Origin of the sequence: Pseudomonas sp. GW456-12-10-14-LB2 (genome assembly GCF_002884345.1) — a bacterium.
Lineage (GTDB): Bacteria > Pseudomonadota > Gammaproteobacteria > Pseudomonadales > Pseudomonadaceae > Aquipseudomonas > Aquipseudomonas paraglycinae.
In genome coordinates this window covers 1-392 of the sequence record NZ_POHV01000093.1, presented here as the reverse complement: position 1 = coordinate 392, position 392 = coordinate 1, and the positions used below count along the sequence as shown (strand labels likewise).

The window sequence follows — 392 nt, the reverse complement described above, 5'->3', positions numbered from 1 at the left end:
TCCGTCAGGATTGGTGATATCGCAGAACATCCTGGCCGTGCTGGTGCCAGAACGCCATGGCAGAACTTGGAAGGTGGCCGGATCGGGGTGGGCCACCATATCTGCCTCGTAGACGCGGGCATACCCCTCGATAGCTGAGCCGTCGAAGCCCACGCCTTCAACGAAAGCTCCCTCAACTTCAGCCGGGGCGATGGCAACAGATTTCAGGGATCCCAGCACGTCCGTGAACCACAGCCTTACGAAACGGATGTTGCGTTCCTCCATAGAACGCAGGACGAATTCAGTCTGCCTGCTCACCTTTCCAGTGTGCCCGTTATGTGTTTCGAGCTGGTAACAAGGTTGGTCATGGCTTCGGTAGACTGCTGACATGGCTTCGGGTCCTCAAGCGGGGT

At 57.7% G+C, this 392-nt stretch carries 1 protein-coding gene; it reads right to left on the bottom strand.

Annotation, left to right across the window (positions count from 1 at the left end; all coding sequences use genetic code 11):
* Positions 1-369, bottom strand: a 369-nt coding sequence (locus C1X29_RS28215) for a glutamine synthetase beta-grasp domain-containing protein (RefSeq protein ID WP_218275707.1), incomplete at its 3' end; no start/stop codon positions are given.
* Between the last annotated feature and the right edge of the window lie 23 nt (positions 370-392).